Genomic DNA, 20,314 nt, shown 5'->3' with positions numbered 1-20,314 from the left:
ACCGTGGATGGGGAACCATGAACACTTCTATCAGTACCGCCTACAACTACAAGGTGGTCCGCCAATTCGCCATTATGACGGTGGTGTGGGGCATCGTCGGCATGGGGCTCGGGGTTTTTCTCGCGGCTCAATTGGTCTGGCCTGAACTCAACTTCGATCTGCCGTGGACCAGTTTCGGGCGTTTGCGCCCGTTGCACACCAACGCAGTGATCTTCGCCTTCGGCGGTTGCGCCTTGTTCGCCAGTTCGTTCTATTCGGTGCAACGCACCTGCCAGACCCAATTGTTTGCGCCAAAAATCGCCGCGTTCTGCTTCTGGGGCTGGCAAGTCGTGATTCTGCTAGCGGCTATCAGCTTGCCGCTGGGTTACACCAGTTCCAAGGAATACGCCGAACTGGAATGGCCGATCGACATCCTGATCACCATCGTCTGGGTCGCCTACGCCGTGGTGTTCTTCGGCACGCTGGCCAAGCGCAAGACCAAGCACATCTACGTCGGCAACTGGTTCTTTGGTGCGTTCATCATCACTGTGGCGATTCTGCACATCGTCAACAACCTTGAGCTGCCGGTGAGTTTCACCAAGTCCTACTCGGTGTACGCCGGTGCGACCGATGCCATGGTTCAGTGGTGGTACGGCCACAACGCCGTGGGCTTTTTCCTCACCGCCGGTTTCCTCGGGATGATGTACTACTTCGTGCCGAAACAGGCCGAGCGTCCGGTGTATTCCTATCGCTTGTCGATCGTGCACTTCTGGGCGCTGATCACCCTGTACATCTGGGCCGGCCCGCACCATTTGCACTACACCGCGCTACCGGACTGGGCACAGTCGCTGGGCATGGTGATGTCACTGATCCTGCTGGCGCCGAGCTGGGGCGGGATGATCAACGGCATGATGACGCTCTCGGGCGCCTGGCATAAGTTGCGCAGCGACCCGATCCTGCGCTTCCTCGTGGTCTCGCTGGCGTTCTACGGCATGTCGACCTTCGAAGGGCCGATGATGGCGATCAAAACGGTCAACGCCCTCTCCCACTACACCGACTGGACCATCGGCCACGTTCACGCCGGCGCCCTCGGTTGGGTCGCGATGATCTCCATCGGCGCGCTGTACCACATGATCCCGAAAATCTTCGGCCGCACGCAGATGCACAGCATCGGCCTGATCAACGCGCACTTCTGGCTCGCGACCATCGGCACCGTGCTGTACATCGCGTCGATGTGGGTCAACGGCATTGCCCAGGGCCTCATGTGGCGCGCTGTCAATGAAGACGGCACGCTGACCTACTCCTTCGTCGAAACCCTGGTGGCCAGCCACCCAGGCTTCGTCGTGCGTCTGGTAGGCGGTGCGATCTTCTTCAGCGGCATGTTGCTGATGGCCTACAACACCTGGCGCACCGTGCGGGCCTCGCAGCCTGCCGAAGCCGCCGCTGCCGCGCAGATCGCCTGAGGAGGCCGCCATGAAACACGAAACAATCGAGAAAAACGTCGGCCTGCTGATGTTGCTGATGGTACTGGCCGTGAGCATTGGGGGCCTGACCCAGATCGTCCCGCTGTTCTTCCAGGACGTGACCAATAAACCGGTGGAAGGCATGAAGCCCTACACCGCGCTGCAACTGGAAGGTCGCGACATCTACATCCGCGAAGGCTGCGTCGGTTGCCATTCGCAGATGATCCGGCCGTTCCGCGCCGAGACCGAACGCTACGGCCACTACTCGGTAGCCGGTGAAAGCGTCTGGGATCACCCGTTCCTGTGGGGCTCGAAACGTACCGGTCCGGACCTCGCCCGAGTCGGCGGTCGCTACTCCGAAGACTGGCACCGCGCGCACTTGTACAACCCGCGCAACGTGGTGCCGGAATCGAAAATGCCCGGCTATCCGTGGCTGGTGGCCAATCAACTCGACAGCAGCCACACCGAAACCAAGATCCGCGCCATGCGCACGTTGGGCGTGCCGTACACCGACGACGACATCGCAGGCTCAGTCGCCTCGCTCAAGGGCAAGACCGAAATGGACGCGCTGGTCGCTTACCTGCAAGTGCTCGGCACATCCATCAAGAGCAAGAGGTGAGCCATGTCCATGCCCTTTGAAATCGTAAGCGTAATGAGCAGCGGAATGATCCGCGGCCTGGGCACGGTCGTGGTGTTCGTGGCCTTCGTCGGCCTGACGCTGTGGGTGTTCAACCGCAAGCGCAATCCGGAATTCGCCGAAGCACGCTTGCTGCCGTTCGCCGATGAACCGCTACCCGATGACGCCACCCAAGAACCTGAAACAAGGAGTACCCGGCCATGACCACCTTCTGGAGTACGTGGATCTGCGTACTGACCATCGGCAGCCTGATCGGCCTGACCTGGCTGCTGATCGGCACTCGCAAGGGCGAAACCAAGGGCAGCGTCGACCAGACCATGGGCCACAGCTTCGACGGCATCGAGGAATACGACAATCCGCTGCCGCAGTGGTGGTTCATGCTGTTCGCCGGCACGCTGGTGTTTGCCGTGGGTTATCTGGTGCTTTACCCCGGCCTGGGCAACTGGAAAGGCATTCTGCCGGGTTACGAGGACGGCTGGACCGGCGTCCACGAGTGGGAAAAGGAGATGAACAAGGCCGATGCGAAGTTCGGGCCGATCTTCGCCAAATTCGCAGCGATGCCCGTGGAAGAAGTGGCCGCGGACCCGCTAGCGTTGAAAATGGGCGGTCGCCTGTTTGCCTCCAATTGCGCGGTCTGCCACGGCTCGGATGCCAAGGGCGCTTTTGGCTTCCCCAACCTGGCGGATAACAGCTGGCGCTGGGGCGGCAACGCCGACACCATCAAAACCACGATCATGGGCGGTCGCATGGCGGCGATGCCGGCCTGGGGTGAAATCCTTGGTGATGCCGGGGTGAAGAACGTCGCGGCCTATGTGCGCCATGACCTGGCCGGCATGCCGTTGCCTGCCGACAGCGGTGCCGACCTGCAGGCCGGACAGCAAGCATTCAGCACGATGTGCGTAGCCTGTCATGGCGCAAACGGCCAGGGCACTGAAGCCATGGGTGCGCCAAATCTGACGCAACCGACCGGTTTTATCTACGGAACAAGCCTGGCGCAACTGCAACAGACCATTCGTCATGGCCGTCAGGGCCATATGCCGGCGCAGAACGAACTGCTCGGCAACGACAAGGTGCAACTACTGGCCGCTTACGTTTACAGCTTGTCTCATGGGTTGAGCACCGAGCGTTTGCAGGCTGAAGGCAAACACGAATAATTCTCGACCGCTCTGCTGCCGCATTCTCCCGAATGCGGCAGTTCCCTGCCTCTTTGCGACCAAGTGTCGCACCCCTCCGTTGGTCCTCCTTTCGGTTCACCAGATTCGGGTCTAAACTTCCCCGGATGCGGACTGGCATGAGCCGGTTCCAGGTCAACCCAACCCGATGTGTTCGACGAATCTGCTCGATGACAGGCCGCAAAGGCTGGTAGATAACGGCTGTCATGCCAATTGCCATCTGTCACCTGATCGTTATGTTTGAACACACCCAGTTACATCCGACCTGACCCCCTCACCATTTTCGTCTGCTGCGACATTTGCCCTTGGGCAATTTTGTCCCTACGCGGCGCATGGAAAGGCCGCAGAATCAGCTTTTGAAAGCATTGACCCAGGTCATGGCGCGTTGCAATGACCCCCCGCTTTCTCCATACTTGCGGCCGATTTTTACTCCTAATAAAACACCTAAACCGTGGAACCTTAGAATGAGCACAGCAATCAGTCCGACTGCTTATAACTATAAGGTAGTCCGCCAGTTCGCCATCATGACGGTGGTCTGGGGGATCCTTGGCATGGGGCTTGGTGTCTTCATCGCCTCACAGCTTGTATGGCCGGAATTGAACTTCGGTCTGCCGTGGACGACTTTTGGACGCTTACGCCCGTTGCACACCAACCTGGTGATTTTCGCCTTCGGTGGTTGTGCTCTGTTTGCCACTTCTTATTACGTCGTGCAGCGAACCTGCCAAACGCGACTGATTTCCGACAGCCTCGCCGCCTTCACCTTCTGGGGTTGGCAAGCGGTGATCGTCGGCGCGATCGTTACCTTGCCGCTGGGTTACACCACCACCAAGGAATACGCGGAACTGGAATGGCCCCTGGCTATTCTGCTGGCCATCGTCTGGGTGACTTACGGTCTGGTGTTCTTCGGCACCATCACCAAGCGCAAAACCAAGCACATCTATGTGGGTAACTGGTTCTACGGTGCCTTTATCGTTGTGACGGCGATGCTGCACATCGTCAACCACGCGTCCCTGCCGGTCAGCTTCTTCAAGTCCTACTCGGCCTACGCCGGTGCGACTGACGCGATGATCCAGTGGTGGTACGGCCACAACGCGGTGGGTTTCTTCCTGACCACCGGCTTCCTGGGGATGATGTACTACTTCGTTCCGAAGCAGGCCGAGCGTCCGATCTATTCCTATCGCCTGTCGATCGTGCACTTCTGGGCGCTGATCACCCTGTACATCTGGGCCGGTCCGCACCACCTGCACTACACCGCGCTGCCGGACTGGGCTCAGTCGCTGGGCATGGCGATGTCGATCATCCTGCTGGCACCAAGCTGGGGCGGCATGATCAACGGCATGATGACCCTGTCGGGCGCCTGGCATAAGCTGCGCACCGACCCGATCCTGCGCTTCCTGGTTGTGTCGCTGGCCTTCTACGGCATGTCGACCTTCGAAGGCCCGATGATGGCCATCAAGACCGTCAACTCGCTGTCTCACTACACAGACTGGACTATCGGCCACGTACACGCCGGTGCCTTGGGCTGGGTAGCGATGATCTCGATCGGCGCGATCTACCACATGATCCCGAAACTGTTCGGTCGTGTGCAGATGCACAGCATCGGCCTGATCAACACGCATTTCTGGCTCGCGACCATCGGTACCGTTCTGTACATCGCTTCGATGTGGGTCAACGGCATCACCCAGGGTCTGATGTGGCGTGCAATCAACGACGACGGCACCCTCACCTACTCGTTCGTTGAAGCGCTGCAAGCCAGCCATCCTGGTTTCATCGTTCGCGCCCTGGGCGGTGCGTTCTTCGCCAGCGGCATGCTGTTCATGGCCTACAACGTATGGCGTACCGTACGTGCCTCGAACCCGGCTGAAGCCAAAGCTGCTGAACAGATTGCTGTAGTTGGAGCTCACTGATGAAGCATGAAGCAGTCGAGAAGAACATTGGCCTGCTGGCCTTCTTCATGGTTATCGCCGTCAGCATCGGCGGCCTGACCCAGATCGTTCCGCTGTTTTTCCAGGACGTCACCAACAAGCCGGTCGAAGGCATGAAGCCTCGCACCGCCCTTGAGCTGGAAGGCCGCGACATTTACATCGCCAACGGTTGTGTCGGCTGCCACTCGCAGATGATCCGCCCGTTCCGTGCTGAAACCGAACGTTACGGCCACTACTCGGTCGCCGGTGAAAGCGTCTGGGACCACCCATTCCTGTGGGGTTCCAAGCGTACCGGTCCGGACCTGGCCCGTGTTGGCGGTCGTTACTCCGATGACTGGCAGCGTGCGCATTTGTACAACCCGCGCAACGTGGTGCCTGAGTCGAAAATGCCGGCTTACCCGTTCCTCGTGGAAAACAAGCTCGACGGCAAAGACACCGCCAAGAAAATGGAAGTCTTGCGCACGCTCGGCGTCCCTTACACCGACGAAGACATCGCCGGCGCCAAGGATGCTGTGAAGGGCAAAACCGAAATGGACGCGTTGGTGGCCTATCTGCAAGGCCTGGGCACCATCATCAAAAGCAAACGGTGATTTAGATGGATATCGGGATGATTCGTGGCCTGGGCACCGTTGTTGTGATGGTGGCCTTCATCGGTCTGGCGTTGTGGGTATTCAGCCCCAAGCGCAAGTCGGAGTTTGAAGACGCGACCTTGCTGCCTTTCGCGGATGATCCCGAAGCCATCAAGCACGTCGAGCAAGCTTCTAGGAGTAACAAAGAATGACTACGTTCTGGAGTCTGTACGTCACAGTCCTCAGTCTCGGCACGATCTTCGCCCTGACCTGGCTGCTGCTGTCCACCCGCAAGGGTCAGCGCAGCGAAGCCACCGAAGAAACGGTTGGCCACTCCTTCGACGGGATCGAGGAGTACGACAACCCACTGCCAAAATGGTGGTTCATGCTGTTCGTGGGCACCATCATCTTCGCCCTGGGCTACCTGGTGCTGTACCCGGGCCTGGGTAACTGGAAAGGCCTGCTACCGGGTTACAACTACCTCGATAACGAAAAGCAGACCGCGTTTGCCAACGGTCAGAGCGGCTGGACCGGCGTCCACGAGTGGGAAAAGGAAATGGCCAAGTCGGACGCCAAGTTCGGCCCGATCTTCGCCAAGTTTGCTTCCATGCCGATCGAAGAAGTCGCCAAGGACCCGCAAGCCCTGAAGATGGGTGGCCGCCTGTTCGCCTCCAACTGCTCGGTCTGCCACGGTTCTGACGCTAAAGGCGCATATGGCTTCCCTAACCTGACCGACGCCGACTGGCGCTGGGGCGGCGAGGCAGAAACCATCAAGACCACCATCATGGGCGGTCGTCACGCTGTGATGCCGGCGTGGGATCAACTGAAGGACCAGGGCATTCGTGACGTTGCTGCATTCGTCGTGACCAACCTGCATGGCCGCAAACTGCCAGAAGACGCGAAGGCCGACCCGGCTGCCGGTCAAAAGCTCTTCGCTGCCAACTGCGTGGTGTGCCACGGTCCGGCAGGCAAAGGCACCCCAGCCATGGGCGCTCCTGACCTGACCCACCCGGCCGGCTTCATCTACGGTTCGAGCTTCGCTCAACTGCAGCAGACCATCCGTTACGGCCGTCAGGGCCAGATGCCTGCGCAAGAACAGCTGCAAGGCAACGACAAGGTTCACCTGCTGGCCGCTTACGTCTACAGCCTTTCTCACGGTGAGAAAGCGCCCGTGGCGGACGCCCAGTAAGGCAAACGCTTGAAGCAACAAAAAACGGCCCCGCCAATGTGAATTGGCGGGGCCGTTTTGGTTTCAGGGATCTGTGCGACTTAACGCTGAACCGCAATGGTCGACTCAAGCTTGCGGCTCGGCCAGTTATTTCCCGTCACGCGGTAGATCATCAACTTGTCCCTTTCCTTGGAGAAGCTCGCAATCAGGTACGTCTGTTGCGAAGCCGCCCCACTCAGGAACAATGGCACGTCACCAAACTCGCTGGAGGCGCTGTAGTATTGGCCATTAAACCAGTGGTAGTGCCCGGCAAACACCGCCGTCACCTTGTAATCTTTGATCATCTTACTGAAGCGACTCAATTGCTGGTCGCTGCCATCCCACCGGGGCTTGTGCATATTCAGGATAATGATCTGGCCTTTTTCACGGGCGTCCTTCAAATCCTGTTCCAGCCAGTCAAGTGCGTCCGTCAGGTGATATCTCTTCGGCGTAAGCCAGTTATAAGCGGTGAAGCTGACCGAGTAAGTAGGCTCGTTATTCAACTGCACCATATGAACATCCCCAAAATTCTTGGAGTACGCCAGACTACCGAATACACTACTTCCTATTCCCCCCTCCGAGACTCGAACATCAATATTTTCCGCCCGGCCATCTTTACCGGCATAGCGTGCCAGAAAGTCCTCAACACTCCCTGCGGCACAATTATTAAAAAGGCAATCATCGACATTATTCTCATAGTCGTGATTACCCAGACCATAGTCATACATACCGAGCAGTTTACTGTCCAGAATCGGCTTGACCACCGAGCGCTGCCAGCCATGGCCATAGGCAGTGATATCGCCGTTGATCATCACCGGCACCTGCGCGGCGCCGCCGAAGTTCTGCCTGAAACTGGCAATATCATTATATTGGGTTTCGATCAGCCACTTAGAGCGCGAATCCCGGTACGAGTCGGTCTGGGTTTCACCGGCATCGGTTTTCTCAGTCCATGGATATTGCGGATCTGAGGTAAACACCATATTCATCGGAGATACAGTTGTTGCTGCCGAATGCGCAAAAGGGGTCATGACAGCAAAGGCCAGACACGCCAGCAAACTGCCAGAATTTGATAAGTTCATAGAATTCCATTTCCATCTAACATTAATAATAGAGCGACAGGCAACTTGCCTGAGCACGAACATACGACAGACTTCGAACACACACAAACATCCAACACCCGACAATTAATTAACTATGTTTCCAACCAAAAATAAACGCACCAACAAAACCACACCCAAACGCCTTTATATAGGCCCAACAATAATATGAAAATTAAAGCAACAAACTCACACTCATTGAATCGCCAGCATGCATCAGGCTCGCCGGAACAGACGGATAGTGTGTGGAAGGCAGTGCGCGAAAAACCGTCCATACTTCACAAGTCAATTGATCTGCATCACGATTTGTTACATTTGCTACACCATCCACGAATTTTCCCCAACGCGACCAAAGGTCGCACCCTTGACCTAGAGCGAGAGGCGTATCATTGCGCCACTGCAACACCACTTTTTGACCGCGGTCGGCACGTACTGACCGAGGCATTTTTCCACTGCCGTGGGATGCAATGATGAGCAACCAGATTCCGGTACACGACGTCACCCCTGCCAAGAACGCGAACAACAGCGTCGACCTCTACGCCTCTCGAGAAAAAATCTACACCCGCGCCTTCACCGGCCTGTTCCGCAACTTGCGGATGATGGGTGGTGCCGGGCTGTTTCTGCTGTATTTCGGTACGGTCTGGCTGAGCTGGGGTGGCCATCAGGCCGTCTGGTGGAACCTGCCGGAACGCAAATTCTTCATCTTTGGCGCAACCTTCTGGCCTCAGGACTTCATCCTGCTCTCGGGGATCCTGATCGTCAGCGCCTTCGGCCTGTTCTTCATTACCGTGTACGCCGGGCGCGTCTGGTGCGGCTATACCTGCCCGCAGAGTGTCTGGACCTGGATTTTCATGTGGTGCGAGAAGGTCACCGAAGGCGACCGCAACCAGCGCATCAAGCTCGACAAAGCGCCCATGAGCGCCAACAAATTCCTGCGCAAGTTCAGCAAACACATGATGTGGCTGTTGATCGGCTTCGTGACCGGCATGACCTTTGTCGGTTACTTCTCGCCCATTCGCGAGCTGACCATCGACTTTTTCACCGGCGAAGCCGACGGCTGGTCGTATTTCTGGGTAGGCTTCTTCACCCTCGCCACCTACGGCAATGCCGGCTGGTTGCGCGAGCAGGTGTGCATTTACATGTGCCCGTACGCGCGCTTCCAGAGCGTGATGTTCGACAAAGACACCCTGATCGTTTCCTACGACCCGCGTCGCGGCGAAGGCCGTGGCCCGCGCAAGAAAGGCGTCGACTACAAGGCCATGGGCCTGGGCGACTGCATCGACTGCACCATGTGCGTCCAGGTTTGCCCGACCGGTATCGACATCCGCGACGGCCTGCAAGTCGAATGCATCGGCTGTGCGGCCTGCATCGATGCCTGCGACAGCATCATGGACAAGATGGATTACCCGCGCGGTCTGATCAGCTACACCACCGAGCACAACCTGTCCGGGCAAAAAACCAATAAACTGCGTCCGCGCCTGATCGGCTATGCCACGGTGCTGCTGGCGATGATCGCTTTGCTGATGACCGCGTTCTTCATGCGCTCGCTGGTCGGTTTCGACGTCAGCAAGGACCGCGTGCTGTACCGCGAGAACGCCGAAGGCCGGATCGAAAACGTCTACAGCCTGAAGATCATGAACAAGGATCAGCGCGACCACACCTACGTGCTCGAGGCCACTGGCCTGCCGGACCTCAAGCTGCAAGGCAAGCGCGAAATCAAGGTCGCCGCCGGGGAGATTTTCAGCCAGCCGGTCGAACTGTCCAGCGCACCGGAGAAACTGCCATCGAGCACCAACGAGGTGAAATTCATCCTCAAGGATGCCGATGACGACAGCGTCCACATTGAAGCCAAGAGCCGGTTCATCGGCCCACAAGTTCGTTGAGAGAAGTGATCATGCCCACAGCAACTGCCGCAAGTCCCTGGTACAAGCACCTTTGGCCATGGATCATCATCGCCATCCTGGCGTGTTCCGTGACCCTGACCTTGTCCATGGTAACGATCGCGGTGAACAACCCGGACAACCTGGTCAACGACAACTATTACGAGGCCGGCAAAGGCATCAACCGCTCCCTCGACCGTGAGCTGCTGGCGCAGACCCTGCTGCTGCGCGCCAGCGTTCATCTGGACGGCGTGACCGGCGAAGTCGACCTGCGCCTGAGCGGCAACAGCCAACCGAAAACCCTGGAGCTGAACCTGATCTCGCCGACCCAGCCGGAGAAGGATCGCAAGATCACCCTGGCACGCAGCGAAACCGAACAAGGCCGCTACATTGGCCAGTTGAACGACAAGGTCGACGGTCGCCGCTTTGTGGAACTGCTGGGCGTTCAGGACGACAAGACCTGGCGCATGTTCGAAGAAGAACAGGTCAGCCATGACAAGGATCTGCTGCTGGGTGACGAACCGCTGCAAGGCGCCGAAGACCTGAAGAAGTAAAAGCCTGCGCTTCGCGCATCGCGAGCAGGCTCGCTCCCACAGGGTTTTGTGAACGCCACAAATCCAATGTGGGAGCGACGGTGCGACGATTCGACCTGCTCGCGATGAGGCCCTTCCGGACGATATAGACTTCACCTCATGACCACTCCACTCCCCTGCTACCACTGCGCCCTGCCCGTCCCGGCCGGCAGCCGCTTCACCGCTGCCGTCCTCGGTGAAACCCGCGAGTTCTGCTGCCCGGGTTGTCAGGCCGTGGCCGAAGCCATCGTGTCCGGTGGACTGGAAACCTATTACCAGCATCGCAGCGAGTCATCGGCCAACCCCGAAGCGCTGCCGGTGCAGTTGGTGGACGAACTGGCGCTGTACGACCGCGCCGACGTGCAAGCCCCCTTCGTCCGCCACGAAGGCGAACTCGCCGAAACCACCCTGTTGATGGAGGGCATCAGTTGCGCCGCTTGCGGCTGGCTGATCGAGAAACACCTGCGAGGCTTGCCGGCAGTGGCCGAAGCGCGCCTGAATCTGTCCAACCATCGTCTGCACGTACGCTGGGCCGATGCGCAACTGCCGCTGAGCCAGGTCCTCAGCGAATTGCGCCACATCGGTTACGCCGCGCACCCCTATCAGGCCGACCGCGCCAGCGAACAACTGGCCAGCGAAAATCGCCTGGCCCTGCGCCAACTCGGCGTGGCCGGGTTGCTGTGGTTCCAGGCGATGATGGCGACCATGGCCACCTGGCCGGAATTCAATATCGACCTCAGTCCCGAGCTGCACACCATCCTGCGTTGGGTCGCGCTGTTCCTCACCACCCCGATCGTGTTCTACAGCTGCGCGCCATTCTTCAAAGGCGCGATGCGCGACTTGCGCACTCGCCACCTGACCATGGACGTCTCGGTGTCGCTGGCGATTGGCAGCGCCTACATCGCCGGGATCTGGACCTCGATCACCGGCGTCGGTGAACTGTATTTCGACGCGGTCGGCATGTTCGCACTGTTCCTGCTGGCCGGGCGTTATCTGGAACGTCGCGCGCGCGAACGCACCGCCGCCGCCACCGCACAACTGGTCAATCTGTTACCCGCCTCGTGCTTGCGGCTAAGTGCCGACGGCCAGAGCGAGCGGATCCTGCTGAGTGAACTGCGCGTTCGCGATCAGGTGCTGGTGCATCCCGGCGCGATCCTCCCGGCTGACGGCAAGATCCTCGACGGCCAGTCGAGCATCGACGAATCCCTGCTCACCGGCGAATACCTGCCGCAACCGCGCACGCCGGGCGATGCCGTCACCGCTGGCACCCTGAACGTCGAAGGTGCGTTGACCGTGGAAGTCCTGGCGCTGGGCCAAGACACCCGACTGTCCGCCATCGTCCGCCTGCTGGACCGCGCCCAGGCCGAGAAGCCGCGACTGGCAGAAATTGCCGACCGCGCCGCGCAATGGTTCCTGCTGCTATCGCTGATTGCCGCTGCCGTCATCGGCCTGATCTGGTGGGAACTGGATTCGTCGCGAGCCTTCTGGATTGTGTTGGCAATGCTCGTTGCGACCTGCCCGTGCGCCTTGTCCCTGGCCACGCCGACCGCCCTCACCGCCGCCACCGGCACCCTGCACAAACTCGGTTTGCTGCTGACTCGCGGCCATGTGCTGGAAGGCCTCAATCAGATCGACACGGTGATTTTCGACAAGACCGGCACGCTCACCGAAGGGCGTCTGGCGTTGCGTTCGATCCGCCCGCTCGGCGCGCTCAACAGCGATCAATGCCTGAGCCTGGCCGCCGCCCTGGAAAACCGTTCCGAACACCCGATCGCCCGCGCGTTTGGTCGGGCGCCGCTGGCCGCCGAAGAAGTCCACAGCACGCCGGGGCTGGGCCTCGAAGGTTTGGTCGGCGAGCAACGCCTGCGCATCGGCCAACCGGGTTTTGTCTGTGAACTCAGTGGCGCTGCCGTGCCATCGATGCCGGATGAAGCCGGTCAATGGTTGTTGCTCGGCGACAGCCAAGGACCGTTGGCATGGTTTGTTCTCGACGACCGCCTGCGTGCCGACGCGCCCACCCTGCTCGCGGCCTGCAAGGCTCGCGGCTGGCGCACACTGCTGCTGTCCGGCGACAGCTCGCCGATGGTCGCCAGTGTCGCCGCGGAACTGGGCATCGATGAAGCCCGTGGCGGTTTGCGCCCGGACGACAAATTGCGGGTCCTGCAGCAGCTGCACAAGGAAGGCCGCAAGGTGTTGATGCTCGGTGATGGGGTCAACGACGTGCCAGTGTTGGCCGCCGCCGACATCAGCGTCGCCATGGGTTCGGCTACCGACCTGGCGAAAACCAGTGCCGACGCGGTATTGCTGTCGAACCGCCTCGATGCATTGGTCCAAGCCTTTAGTCTGGCTCGACGCACCCGCCGGGTAATCATCGAGAACCTGCTGTGGGCCGGGTTGTACAATGGCCTCATGTTGCCGTTCGCCGCCCTCGGCTGGATCACTCCGGTATGGGCCGCGGTCGGCATGTCCATCAGTTCGTTGACCGTGGTGCTGAACGCCCTGCGCCTGACTCGCATGCCAAACACGCCTGTGATCAGCGCCACGCCAGAAACCCGTCCGCTGCCGGCCTGAGCCGCGCGGGCATGGAGTCCACATGCCAGCTCTCTACGTGATGATCCCGGCCGCGCTGCTGATCGTGGCCATCGCCATTTACATCTTCTTCTGGGCAGTCGACAGCGGTCAGTACGACGACCTCGACGGCCCGGCCCACAGCATCCTGTTCGACGATCAGGATCCAAACCACAAGGCCGCAGTCGACGAAGCCAGCGGTCATCCAGCCAAACCGGACGACAAGGCGCCCCCTCATGCTTGAGTTGGCGCCGCTGCTGGTGTCTGCGGTGATTCTCGGCCTGCTCGGTGGCGGGCATTGCCTGGGCATGTGCGGCGGTTTGATGGGCGCGTTGACCCTGGCGATTCCCAAGGAGCAATGCAGCCGTCGCTTTCGACTGTTGCTGGCCTACAACCTGGGGCGAATTCTCAGCTATGCAACGGCCGGCCTGCTGATCGGCCTGGCCGGTTGGGCAGTGGCCAACAGCCCGGCGGCGATGTTCATGCGCGTCATTGCCGGACTGCTGTTGGTCGCCATGGGCCTGTACCTCGCCGGTTGGTGGAGCGGCCTGACCCGAATCGAAAGCCTCGGTCGCGGCCTGTGGCGGCACATCCAGCCCGTTGCCAACACACTGCTGCCGGTGTCGAATGTACCCCGCGCGTTACTGCTGGGCGCGCTCTGGGGCTGGCTGCCGTGCGGGTTGGTTTACAGCACGTTGCTGTGGTCGGCGAGTCAGGGCAATGCGCTGGACAGTGCGCTTTTAATGCTCGCGTTCGGGCTCGGCACCTGGCCGGTGTTGCTCGCCACCGGGTTGGCGGCAGAGCGAGTCACCGCGTTGTTGCGCAAACGTAGCGTGCGGATGACGGGCGGATTACTGGTCATCCTGTTCGGCATCTGGACCTTGCCGGGGCCGCATCAGCACTGGCTCATGGGCCATTAGATCGGCGGCGCATCTATCGCGAGCAGGCTCGCTCCCACTTTGAATGCATTCCCCTGTGGGAGCGAGCCTGCTCGCGATGTGGCCGGCACCAACAACACAAATCCTGACCGTTGATGCAAATCAAGATGCCCCACCGCGCCGTCCCCTAGACTCGCTGACACTGCCAGCCTATCCGGGGGAATGCCCGCATGATGCTCGACGCCATTCGTTGGGATACCGATCTGATCCGCCGTTACGACCTGGCGGGACCGCGCTATACCTCCTACCCGACCGCGGTGCAATTCGACGGTCAGGTCGGCACGTTTGACCTGTTCCACGCCCTGCGCGACAGCCGTAAAGCCCTGCGCCCGTTATCGCTGTATGTGCACGTACCGTTCTGCGCCAACATTTGCTATTACTGCGCCTGCAACAAAGTCATCACCAAGGACCGCGGCCGGGCCCAGTCCTATTTGCAACGCCTTGAGCAAGAAATCCAGCTGATCGCCTGCCACCTCGACCCCGCGCAGAAAGTCGAGCAACTGCATTTCGGCGGCGGCACCCCGACCTTTCTCAGCCACGATGAACTGCGCCAGTTGATGGCCCAGTTGCGCAAAAGCTTCAACTTGCTGGACGACGATTCCGGCGACTACGGCATCGAAATCGACCCTCGCGAAGCCGACTGGTCGACCATGGGATTGCTCCGTGAACTGGGCTTCAACCGGGTCAGTATCGGCCTGCAAGACCTCGACCCGGCGGTGCAACGGGCAGTCAATCGCCTGCAAAGCCTGGAAGAAACCCGTGCGGTGATCGACGCTGCCCGCACGCTGCAATTTCGCTCGATCAACATTGACCTGATCTACGGCTTGCCGAAGCAGACACCCGAGAATTTCGCCCGCACGGTTGATGAAGTGATCAACCTGCAACCGGACCGCCTCTCGGTGTTCAACTACGCGCACCTGCCGGAACGCTTCATGCCGCAACGGCGAATCAACAGCGACGAACTGCCGACACCGGCGCAAAAACTGGAAATACTCCAGCGCACCATCGAACAACTGACCCAGGCCGGTTACCGCTATATCGGCATGGATCACTTCGCGCTGCCCGACGATGAACTGGCGATCGCTCAGGAAGAATCGACCCTGCAACGCAACTTCCAGGGCTACACCACCCACGGTCATTGCGACCTGATTGGCCTGGGCGTGTCGGCCATCAGCCAGATCGGCGACTTGTATTGCCAGAACAGCAGCGACCTGAATCAGTACCAGAACACCCTGGCCAGCGCGCAGCTGGCCACCAGCCGTGGTCTGCTGTGCAACGCCGATGACCGCCTGCGACGTGCGGTCATCCAACAACTGATCTGTAACTTCAGCCTGGAATTCGCCGAGATCGAGCACGCCTTCAACATCGACTTTCAGGGTTACTTCGGCGAACTCTGGCCACAGTTGCAGGGAATGGCCGACGACGGCCTGATCGAACTTGATAACGAACGGATTTCCGTACTGCCCGCCGGACGATTGCTGGTCCGTTCGGTGTGCATGGTGTTCGACGCATACCTGGAACAGCAAAATCGCCAGCGGTTTTCGCGGGTGATCTAGCCATCACCTCACCGGCCGGTCTGCGAAACGCTGACGTTACGACCCTGCGACAAAATCGCCGCGTGCCTGAATGTCCTCCCGTGGGTTACCCTTACGGCTTATGTGTGTTTTCCCACAAGGATTGAAGAAATGTCCGAGCCAGTAAAGCTGCGCGCTCATAGTCAGGCCCATTGCAAGGATTGCAGCCTGGCCCCCCTCTGCTTGCCACTTTCTTTGAATCTGGAAGACATGGATGCGCTGGACGAAATTGTCAAACGTGGCCGCCCGCTGAAAAAGGGCGAATTCCTGTTTCGCCAGGGCGATACCTTCGATTCCGTTTATGCAGTACGTTCTGGCGCTCTGAAGACGTTCAGCCTGAGCGATGGCGGCGAAGAACAACTCACCGGTTTCCACCTGCCGAGCGAACTGGTCGGCCTGTCGGGCATGGACACCGAAAAACACCCGGTCTCGGCGCAAGCCATGGAAACCACATCGGTGTGTGAAATCCCTTTCGAACGCCTCGACGAACTGGCACTGCAACTGCCGCAACTGCGCCGTCAGTTGATGCGCGTGATGAGTCGCGAGATTCGTGACGATCAGCAAATGATGTTGCTACTGTCGAAGAAAACCGCCGACGAGCGCATCGCCACGTTCCTGGTCAACCTGTCAGCCCGTTTTCGCGCGCGGGGTTTTTCGGCCAACCAGTTCCGCCTGAGCATGTCTCGCAACGAAATCGGCAATTACCTGGGCCTGGCGGTGGAAACCGTGTCCCGGGTGTTCACGCGCTTCCAGCAAAACGAACTGATTGCCGCTGAAGGCAAGGAAATCCATATCCTCGACCCGATCCAGCTCTGCGCCCTGGCCGGCGGTTCGCTAGACGGCTGATTTCGGCGATGGCGGCTGAGCGAAACGGTTCAGCCGCCGTTATACTGCGTCGTTTGCAGCCTGCCAGGACACCCGACGATGGTCTTCGACTCCTTCGACATCAAATCCCTCATCCGCCCTGTGATCGACTTTCCCAAGCCGGGCGTGATCTTTCGCGACATTACCCCATTGTTCCAGTCGCCCATGGCCCTGCGCCTGGTGATGGACAGTTTTGCCCATCGTTATGTCGAGGCTGACTTCACCCACATCGGTGCGATGGACGCCCGCGGCTTTCTGATCGGTTCGGTCCTGGCCTATCAGTTGAACAAGCCGCTGGTATTGTTCCGCAAGCAAGGCAAACTGCCGGCCGACGTGCTGGCCGAAGGTTATGCGACCGAATACGGCGAAGCCTTCCTCGAAGTCCACGCCGACAGCCTGTGCGAGGGCGATTCGGTGGTGATGTTCGATGACCTGATCGCCACGGGCGGGACGCTGATTGCGGCGGCGAATCTGGTTCGACGCATGGGCGCGCGGGTTCATGAAGCGGCGGCGATCATTGATTTGCCGGAGTTGGGCGGGTCGCAGCGTCTGGAAGATATGGGGATTCCGACGTTTTGCCTGACGCAGTTTGCGTTGTCTGATAAGTAATCCGGCGCCTGGACTGACGCCATCGCGAGCAGGCTCGCTCCCACAGGGGATTTTCTGTGTACACAAGTTTTGTGCAGGACAGAGATTAACTGTGGGAGCGAGCCTGCTCGCGATAGCGTCAGCCGCTACACCGCAGATTAAAGCCCCATCTGCTTGCTGATGATCTCGTTCATCACTTCCCGCGTACCGCCGCCGATCGACAAAATCCGGTTATCCCGATACAGCCGCTCCACCAGGCTCTCGCGCATATAACCGAGGCCACCCAAAATCTGCACCGCATCGGTCGTAATCCGATCAGCCGTGTCAGTCGCAAAATTCTTGGCCATGGAAATCTCCTTGATCACACTCTGCCCCGCCGCCATTTTCGCCGCCTGGCGGTAGGTAAACTCCCGTGACACCTCCAGCGCCGTGGCCATTTCGGCAAGGCGATGCTTGAGCACCTGAAACTTGCCGATGGGTTTACCGAAGGCTTCGCGTTGGCGAGCCCATTTCAGGCTCTCTTCCAGCGCCAGTTGTGCGGTCATGTTGGCCATCAGCGCCAGCGCCAGGCGTTCGCTCTGGAAGTTGCCCATGATGCAGGCGAAGCCCATGTTTTCGGCGCCAATCAGATTGCTTACCGGCACCCGGCAATCGTCGAAGAACAGTTCGGCAGTGTCCGACGCCCACCAACCCATTTTCTTCAACTGACGGCCGACGGTAAAACCGGGCGTACCCTTCTCGATCAACAGCAGGCTGATTCCAGCGAATCCCGGCGCACCGGTGCGCACCGCGACGGTGTAGAAATCCGCGCGGATGCCGCTGGTGATAAAGGTTTTACTGCCGCTGACCCGGTAGAACTCGCCGTCACGCACGGCGCGGGTTTGCAGGTTGGCGACGTCAGAGCCACCGCTGGGCTCGGTCACGGCCAGGGCACTGATCTTCTCGCCGGCGAGCACCTGAGGCACAACGCGATCGCGAATTTCAGGCCTGGCCCATTTGAGGATCGGCGGCAAGCCGATGTCCAGCGAGCCAAGCCCCGCCACCAAGCCGCCGGAGCCACAGCGCATCAGCTCTTCGCTGGCGGCGACCTTGGCGAACACATCACCTTCGTGACTGCCGCCCAGGGCTTCTGGATAACCGATCCCCAGAATCCCCGCCGCGCCAGCCTTGAGGTAGAGCTCGCGGGGAAAGTTTTCGGCTTCTTCCCACTGGTCAATGTCCGGCAAGATCTCGCGCTCGACGAAACGTCTGACGCTGTCGCGGACCAATTGGTGACTGGGGTCGAAGTATTCCTGAAAGGCAGGCATCGGCGAGCTCCACTGAAGGTTCAGCGAAGTTAACCGAGCGCTTGCTTGGCACTCAAGAAGATTGTGTGAATCAGATAACCGAGGCGTCTGCATCGCGGGCAAGCCTTGCTCCTACAAAAGCAACGCGCTACCTGTAGGAGCCGAGCTTGCTCGCGATGGCGTCAGTCCAGACACTACAAAACGATCGGCTTACGTCCGGCAAACGAATGCGCCAACGTCCCGCCATCCACCAATTCCAGCTCGCCGCCCAATGGCACGCCGTGGGCGATGCGCGAGGCGATCAGGCCTTTGTTGCTGAGCAACTGGGCAATGTAATGCGCTGTGGCTTCACCTTCCACAGTCGGGTTGGTCGCGAGAATGACTTCAGTGAACGTACCCGCCTCTTCGATCCGCGCCAGCAGCTGCGGAATACCGATGGCCTCAGGCCCGAGTCCGTCGAGTGGCGACAGATGGCCCTTGAGCACGAAGTAGCGACCACGGAAACCGGTCTGTTCCACCGCGTAGACGTCCATCGGCCCTTCCACCACGCAGAGCAAGGTGTCGTCGCGACGGGTATCGGCGCACTGCGGGCAGAGGTCGTCTTCAGTCAGCGTGCGGCACAACCGGCAATGGCCCACTCCTTCCATGGCCTGGCTCAACGCCAACGCCAGGCGAGAGCCGCCGCTGCGATCACGCTCGAGCAGCTGCAACGCCATGCGTTGGGCAGTTTTCTGACCCACACCTGGCAAAATTCGCAGGGCGTCGATCAGTTGGCGAATCAAAGGGCTGAAGCTCATGGGGAAAAGTCCGACAAAACAACGAGACGCGGTTTATACCCGCGCCTCTGTTTAGCGTCAATTACTCAGTCCTGGGCGACCCGCACAACCAGTTTGCCGAAGTTGCGTCCTTCCAGCAGACCGATGAACGCTTCGGGTGCCTGCTCCAGGCCATCGACCACGTCTTCGCGGAACTTCACCTTGCCGTCGCGCACCCACGGCGCCATGGCGCTGACGAATTCCGGCTGACGATCACCGTAGTCGTCCAACACGATGAAGCCCTGGATTCGCACGCGTTTGGTCAGCAGCGTGCGCTGCAATTGCGGCAGACGATCCGGACCGGTCGGTGCTTCGTGGGCGTTGTAGGACGCGATCAGACCGCAGAGTGGAATTCGCGCCTTGGGATTGAGCAACGGCAGCACCGCATCGAACACCTTGCCGCCGACGTTTTCGTAATAGATGTCGATGCCTTCGGAGCACGCCTTGGCCAATTCATCGGCGAAGTTCGGGCTCTTGTGGTCGATGCAGGCATCAAAACCCAACTCCTCGACCACATACCGGCACTTGTCCGCGCCACCGGCCACGCCGACCACGCGCAAGCCCTTGATCTTCGCCACCTGGCCGACCACCGAACCCACGGCGCCGGATGCAGCTGCAACCACCAGGGTTTCGCCGGCCTTGGGCTGGCCGATGTCCATCAGGCCCATATACGCAGTCATGCCGGGCATGCCCAACACGCCCAACGCCATTGACGGGCTCGGCAGCCCGGATGGCACCGGAATGATGTCGCGACCGTCGCTGAGGCTGTGGCTCTGCCAACCGGTGGAACCGACCACCAGATCACCTTCATGGAATTTAGGATTCAGCGAGCGCTCGACCCGGCTGACAGCGCCCCCGGTCATCACCTCGCCGATTTCAACCGGTGCGGCGTAGGACGGCGCGTCGCTCATGCGTCCGCGCATGTAGGGATCGAGTGACAGGTAAAGGGTCTTGAGCAGCACCTGACCGTCGGCCAGGTCCGGCAGGGCAACGCGCTCCAGGCGGAAATTTTCCGGCGTCGGAGCGCCGACCGGGCGGGACGCCAGGACGATACGTTGGTTGAGGGTCAATGCTTGTGGCATGTGAGCTTCTCCTTTGATCGATGAATTCGGCGGTATAGGGAGCAGACCTTTATGCAGGTGTCGCGTTCGATGTTTCTGCCTGAGACCGAGTCGACTTC

The 20,314-nt window shown here is 59.8% G+C and carries 20 protein-coding genes; 16 read left to right on the top strand and 4 right to left on the bottom strand.

Annotated elements, in window-relative coordinates:
- Positions 1-17: 17 nt before the first annotated feature.
- The 8 genes from ccoN (ACYZUA_RS11960) (at position 18) to ccoP (ACYZUA_RS11925) (ending at position 6,934) form a co-directional block, all read left to right on the top strand.
- Positions 18-1,442 (top strand): cytochrome-c oxidase, cbb3-type subunit I, encoded by a 1,425-nt coding sequence (gene ccoN, locus ACYZUA_RS11960; protein WP_461963249.1) that lies wholly within the window; start codon positions 18-20, stop codon positions 1,440-1,442.
- 10 nt (positions 1,443-1,452) lie between these two features.
- Entirely contained in the window at positions 1,453-2,061 is a 609-nt protein-coding gene (ccoO, locus tag ACYZUA_RS11955) for a cytochrome-c oxidase, cbb3-type subunit II (protein ID WP_150655306.1), read from the top strand.
- 9 nt (positions 2,062-2,070) lie between these two features.
- Complete coding sequence (locus ACYZUA_RS11950; RefSeq protein ID WP_461963955.1) at positions 2,071-2,283, top strand: cbb3-type cytochrome oxidase subunit 3; 213 nt, start codon at positions 2,071-2,073, stop codon at positions 2,281-2,283.
- On the top strand, positions 2,280-3,233 hold the full coding sequence (gene ccoP, locus ACYZUA_RS11945) for a cytochrome-c oxidase, cbb3-type subunit III (protein WP_461963248.1): 954 nt from the start codon (positions 2,280-2,282) through the stop codon (positions 3,231-3,233). The genes ACYZUA_RS11950 and ccoP (ACYZUA_RS11945) overlap by 4 nt, the downstream gene beginning before the upstream one ends.
- A 482-nt stretch (positions 3,234-3,715) precedes the next feature.
- Positions 3,716-5,158: a cytochrome-c oxidase, cbb3-type subunit I gene (gene ccoN / locus ACYZUA_RS11940; protein ID WP_008157290.1), complete on the top strand. Its 1,443-nt coding sequence runs from the start codon at positions 3,716-3,718 to the stop codon at positions 5,156-5,158.
- Positions 5,158-5,766 carry a cytochrome-c oxidase, cbb3-type subunit II gene (gene ccoO, locus ACYZUA_RS11935; protein WP_018925301.1) on the top strand — a complete coding sequence of 203 codons (609 nt, stop codon included), beginning with the start codon at positions 5,158-5,160 and terminating at the stop codon, positions 5,764-5,766. Before ccoN (ACYZUA_RS11940) ends, ccoO (ACYZUA_RS11935) begins: the two co-directional genes overlap by 1 nt.
- A gap of 5 nt (positions 5,767-5,771) precedes the next feature.
- Positions 5,772-5,957: a CcoQ/FixQ family Cbb3-type cytochrome c oxidase assembly chaperone gene (locus ACYZUA_RS11930; protein WP_003175465.1), complete on the top strand. Its 186-nt coding sequence runs from the start codon at positions 5,772-5,774 to the stop codon at positions 5,955-5,957.
- A complete protein-coding gene (gene ccoP, locus ACYZUA_RS11925; RefSeq protein ID WP_461963247.1) occupies positions 5,954-6,934 on the top strand; it encodes a cytochrome-c oxidase, cbb3-type subunit III in 981 nt (326 codons plus the stop codon). The genes ACYZUA_RS11930 and ccoP (ACYZUA_RS11925) overlap by 4 nt, the downstream gene beginning before the upstream one ends.
- Positions 6,935-7,014: 80 nt before the next feature.
- Here the strand turns inward: ccoP (ACYZUA_RS11925) and ACYZUA_RS11920 are convergent, their stop codons facing one another.
- Positions 7,015-8,031, bottom strand: a complete 1,017-nt coding sequence (locus tag ACYZUA_RS11920; protein ID WP_461963246.1) for a metallophosphoesterase family protein — start codon at positions 8,029-8,031, stop codon at positions 7,015-7,017.
- 488 nt (positions 8,032-8,519) lie between these two features.
- On the opposite strand from ACYZUA_RS11920, the gene ccoG reads away from it, so the two are divergent.
- The 8 genes from ccoG (at position 8,520) to ACYZUA_RS11880 (ending at position 17,054) form a co-directional block, all read left to right on the top strand.
- Positions 8,520-9,932 (top strand): cytochrome c oxidase accessory protein CcoG, encoded by a 1,413-nt coding sequence (ccoG, locus tag ACYZUA_RS11915; protein ID WP_461963245.1) that lies wholly within the window; start codon positions 8,520-8,522, stop codon positions 9,930-9,932.
- A gap of 11 nt (positions 9,933-9,943) precedes the next feature.
- Positions 9,944-10,483, top strand: coding sequence for a FixH family protein (locus tag ACYZUA_RS11910; protein ID WP_095128768.1), 540 nt, complete (start codon positions 9,944-9,946; stop codon positions 10,481-10,483).
- Between the two features lie 138 nt (positions 10,484-10,621).
- Complete coding sequence (locus tag ACYZUA_RS11905) at positions 10,622-13,072, top strand: heavy metal translocating P-type ATPase (RefSeq protein WP_461963244.1); 2,451 nt, start codon at positions 10,622-10,624, stop codon at positions 13,070-13,072.
- A 22-nt stretch (positions 13,073-13,094) separates the two neighbouring features.
- Positions 13,095-13,313: a cbb3-type cytochrome oxidase assembly protein CcoS gene (gene ccoS / locus ACYZUA_RS11900; RefSeq protein WP_007905420.1), complete on the top strand. Its 219-nt coding sequence runs from the start codon at positions 13,095-13,097 to the stop codon at positions 13,311-13,313.
- The gene (locus ACYZUA_RS11895) at positions 13,306-13,989 is read left to right on the top strand and encodes a sulfite exporter TauE/SafE family protein (protein ID WP_461963243.1); all 684 of its coding nucleotides are present in this window, start codon (positions 13,306-13,308) and stop codon (positions 13,987-13,989) included. Before ccoS ends, ACYZUA_RS11895 begins: the two co-directional genes overlap by 8 nt.
- A gap of 191 nt (positions 13,990-14,180) precedes the next feature.
- Positions 14,181-15,563 carry an oxygen-independent coproporphyrinogen III oxidase gene (hemN, locus tag ACYZUA_RS11890; RefSeq protein ID WP_461963953.1) on the top strand — a complete coding sequence of 461 codons (1,383 nt, stop codon included), beginning with the start codon at positions 14,181-14,183 and terminating at the stop codon, positions 15,561-15,563.
- A 129-nt stretch (positions 15,564-15,692) separates the two neighbouring features.
- Positions 15,693-16,427, top strand: coding sequence for a fumarate/nitrate reduction transcriptional regulator Fnr (gene fnr, locus ACYZUA_RS11885; protein WP_046047868.1), 735 nt, complete (start codon positions 15,693-15,695; stop codon positions 16,425-16,427).
- Positions 16,428-16,505: 78 nt separating this feature from the next.
- On the top strand, positions 16,506-17,054 hold the full coding sequence (locus tag ACYZUA_RS11880; protein ID WP_461963241.1) for an adenine phosphoribosyltransferase: 549 nt from the start codon (positions 16,506-16,508) through the stop codon (positions 17,052-17,054).
- Positions 17,055-17,191: 137 nt separating this feature from the next.
- Here ACYZUA_RS11880 and ACYZUA_RS11875 read toward each other — a convergent pair whose 3' ends face one another.
- From ACYZUA_RS11875 to ACYZUA_RS11865, 3 genes are all read right to left on the bottom strand, one after another.
- On the bottom strand, positions 17,192-18,340 hold the full coding sequence (locus tag ACYZUA_RS11875; protein WP_461963239.1) for an acyl-CoA dehydrogenase family protein: 1,149 nt from the start codon (positions 18,338-18,340) through the stop codon (positions 17,192-17,194).
- 173 nt (positions 18,341-18,513) lie between these two features.
- Positions 18,514-19,116 carry a recombination mediator RecR gene (gene recR, locus ACYZUA_RS11870; RefSeq protein ID WP_046047871.1) on the bottom strand — a complete coding sequence of 201 codons (603 nt, stop codon included), beginning with the start codon at positions 19,114-19,116 and terminating at the stop codon, positions 18,514-18,516.
- Positions 19,117-19,181: 65 nt separating this feature from the next.
- Complete coding sequence (locus tag ACYZUA_RS11865; RefSeq protein ID WP_461963238.1) at positions 19,182-20,216, bottom strand: NADP-dependent oxidoreductase; 1,035 nt, start codon at positions 20,214-20,216, stop codon at positions 19,182-19,184.
- Positions 20,217-20,314 lie beyond the last annotated feature (98 nt).

This window comes from Pseudomonas sp. LS2P72 (assembly GCF_054897865.1).
This window is presented reverse-complemented; position numbering and strand designations above follow the sequence as displayed.